General features: G+C 69.4%; 4 protein-coding genes. All 4 read right to left on the bottom strand.

The features are described from left to right. Positions 1-871 (bottom strand): Holliday junction branch migration DNA helicase RuvB (gene ruvB / locus AX702_RS15625; protein WP_066781112.1); only part of this gene is annotated, 871 nt, incomplete at its 3' end. 58 nt (positions 872-929) lie between these two features. After that, positions 930-1,700, bottom strand: coding sequence for a ParA family protein (locus tag AX702_RS15620; protein ID WP_066781110.1), 771 nt, complete (start codon positions 1,698-1,700; stop codon positions 930-932). Positions 1,701-1,865: 165 nt separating this feature from the next. After that, positions 1,866-2,462, bottom strand: coding sequence for a Holliday junction branch migration protein RuvA (ruvA, locus tag AX702_RS15615; RefSeq protein ID WP_066781108.1), 597 nt, complete (start codon positions 2,460-2,462; stop codon positions 1,866-1,868). Between the two features lie 168 nt (positions 2,463-2,630). Then, a complete protein-coding gene (gene ruvC, locus AX702_RS15610; protein ID WP_066781106.1) occupies positions 2,631-3,131 on the bottom strand; it encodes a crossover junction endodeoxyribonuclease RuvC in 501 nt (166 codons plus the stop codon). Positions 3,132-3,171: the final 40 nt, after the last annotated feature.

Raw genomic sequence — 3,171 nt, 5'->3', positions numbered from 1 at the left:
GCTCGGATAGGCCCGCCGCCAGCGTCTCCACGCCCACCGGCCCGCCGCGGTAGATGTCCGCGATCATCGTCAGGTAGCGGCGGTCCATCGCGTCCAGGCCCAGATTGTCCACCTCCAGCCGGTTGAGCGCGCGGTCGGCCGCGCCCGCGTCCACCTCCACCACGCCGGCGACATTGGCGAAATCCCGCACGCGCCGCAGCAGGCGCCCGGCGATACGCGGCGTGCCACGCGACCGGCGCGCGATCTCCGCCGCCCCGTCCGGCGCGATATGCAGGTCGAGCAGCGACGCCGCACGCGTAACCACGCTGGTCAGTTCCTCGACGGTGTAGAATTGCAGCCGGATCGGAATGCCGAACCGGTCGCGCAGCGGCGTCGTCAGCAGCCCCTGCCGCGTCGTCGCGCCAACCAGCGTGAAGCGGGGCAGATCGATCCGCACGCTACGCGCGGACGGCCCCTCGCCGATCATCAGATCAAGCGCGCGGTCCTCCATCGCCGGGTACAGCACCTCCTCCACCGCTGGCTGCAACCGATGGATCTCGTCGATGAACAGCACGTCGCCGTCCTCGAGATTGGTGAGCAGCGCCGCCAGATCGCCCGATTTGGCGATCACCGGCCCCGATGTGGCGCGAAAGCCGACGCCCATCTCGCGCGCCACGATCTGCGCCAGCGTGGTCTTGCCAAGCCCCGGCGGACCGAAGAACAGCACATGATCCAGCGCGTCGCCGCGCGTGCGCGCGGCTTCAATGAACACGCGCAGATTGTCGCGTGCCGCCGCCTGGCCGACGAATTCGTCCAGCCGCTTGGGGCGCAGCGCAGCATCGGCATCTTCGGCGCGGCGGGCCGGGGTGATCAGGCGGTCGGTATCGGTCATGGCTGATGTGCCATTAGCTCCGCACGGGCTCGCCGCCTATGCCTTTGACCCTGCCCGCTCAATCGCCGCCGCTCTTCTTCATGCCGGCCAGCGCCGCCTCGATCCGCTGCCACAAGGCGGCCACCGCCTCGACGCCCGGCGCCTGGCGCGAGGTGAAGGCGCCCAGCGGCGCGCGGCGCTCGGCCATCGCTTCAAAGGCGCTCGCCATCGGGATCACCGGCCAGTCGGGATGCTGGTCCAGCGCCTCGCGATGCACCGCGCGGCGACGGTCGACCATCGAGAAGACGGGCGCCAGCGTCACCTTCGGCCCCTTTTTGCGTCCGACATGCGCTGCGATCTCGTCCAGCGCGCGGCGGGACAAGGCAGACGGGATCACCGGCACCGCGACCAGATCCGCCGCCCGCATGATCTGGTCGGACGTGTCGGTCAGGCCGGGCGGGCAGTCGATCACGATACGGTCGTATTCGCCCGCCAGTTCCTCGACCAGCCTCGCCAGCCGGTTCTTCTTGTCCAGCACGCGAAAGGCGACATCCAGTTCGCGCAGCGAGGCATCCGCGGGCAGCAGGTCCAGCCGCTCGATCGCGGTGCTGCGCACCAGGCGACGTGGGTTCACCTCACGCCGGATCGCCGCTCCCGCCTCGCGCCCATGCGGATCGTGACCTAGGATCCAGGTCGACGCCGCCTGCCCGTCGAGATCCCACAGCAGGGTGCGCCGCGCGGACAAGGTTGCGGACGCCCAGGCCAGGTTCACCGCCAGCGTCGTCTTTCCCACGCCGCCTTTCAGGCTGTAGACCGCCGTCGTTCGCCCGCTCGTCGCGCGCTCAGCCATGTTGCTCGATCTCCTCGCCGGTGGTCGCGACACAGGCACCCGCTCGCGCCATGAACGGCGCGCCGCCGCGGCACCGGCAATCAGGACGGCGGCAAACGAACATCCGCGCCGGTTCGCCCGGACATGTGAGCGCGATCTGCCCGCATCGGGAAGTCGCGCGGCGCATCATTTTGCCGCTTTTCGCAAGGCCAGCCGGACCAGTGCGTCCAGCGTCGCGCCAGGCCCAAGCTCCTCTTCCGCAGCCGCCACCGCCGCGCTCGCTTCAGCCGGGCGGAAGCCCAGATTGAGCAGCGCCGAGACCGCGTCCGCGCCCGCCCCTACCGGTGCAACCTGCGCCGCTGCGGCCGGCCCCAGGATGATCCCGCCCGCCTTGTCCTTCAGTTCGCGCACGATCCGCTCGGCGAGCTTGGGCCCGACGCCATTGGCGCGCGCCACCATCGCCTTGTCCTGCGCGGCGACCGCCCGGTTCAGTTCGGCCGGCTCCAGCGCGGACAGTATCGCCAGCGCCACCCGCGCACCAACGCCCTGCACGCCGGTGAGCAGTCGGAACCAGTCGCGCTCGTCCGCGCTGGCAAAGCCCACAAGTCGCTGGAAATCCTCGCCCACCAGCATCTCGGTGTGCACCATTACCGCTTCGCCCACCGGCCCCAGCGCCGTCAGCGTGCGAGAGGACGCGCCGACGAGATAGCCGACACCGCTCACCTCGATCACCGCATGGTCCGCGGTGGTGCTGGCAAGCACGCCCTTGAGATAGGCGATCATCGTCGGGCCCCCGTCATGCGAGCGGCGTTAGCAGGTCCCTTCCCCCTTCGTCACCCCGGACTTGGATCCGCAGGCAACAGGTCGCCCCGGAGTGAAGATCATCCCTGATGATGCCCCCGAGATAAGGCTTCCGCGGACGACATCACCCCGCCCGCCAGTTGTGCGTGTCTATAATTGCGCGCGCCGCATCATGCCGGCTGCGCTCGCCTGATGATGCGCATGGCAGATCGCCACCGCCAGCGCGTCCGCAGCGTCCGGCCCGGCCACCTTGGCGCCCGGCAGCAGCACGCCGATCATCGCCTGGATCTGCCGCTTTTCCGCGCCGCCAGTGCCGACCACCGCCTTTTTCACCGTGGAGGGATGATATTCGCCGATGGTCAGCCCGGCACCGGCACCCGCGAGCAGCACGACGCCGCGCGCCTGCCCCAGCTTCAGCGTCGATTGCGCATTGGTGTTGCCCAACACCTCTTCCACCGCCGCGCTGTCCGGCCGCTCGGCACGGATTACGTCGATCAATGCGCTGTAAAGATTGGCCAGCCGCCGCGGCAGCGGTGCGGTCGTATCAGTCTTGATCTGACCGTTGGCGACATGCCGCAGCCGGTTGCCCTCCGCCGCGATCACCCCCCAGCCGGTCGTGCCAAGTCCCGGATCAAGGCCAAGAATAATCATGACGACGAAAGCTCCTCCCCTTCAGGGGAGGGGTTGGGGT

The organism is Sphingomonas sp. CCH5-D11 (assembly GCF_001557395.1).
Classification (GTDB): Bacteria; Pseudomonadota; Alphaproteobacteria; order Sphingomonadales; family Sphingomonadaceae; genus Sphingomonas.
Note: the sequence above shows the minus strand (reverse complement) of the source record. Positions and strands in the feature narration are given on the sequence as shown.

Bases quoted from the DNA above. Each gene is read 5' to 3' on its own strand.
- AX702_RS15620 (WP_066781110.1), bottom strand. From the start codon at position 1,700: ATGGCTGAGCGCGCGACGAGCGGGCGAACGACGGCGGTCTACAGCCTG.
- ruvA (WP_066781108.1), bottom strand. From the start codon at position 2,462: ATGATCGCCTATCTCAAGGGCGTGCTTGCCAGCACCACCGCGGACCAT.
- ruvC (WP_066781106.1), bottom strand. From the start codon at position 3,131: ATGATTATTCTTGGCCTTGATCCGGGACTTGGCACGACCGGCTGGGGG.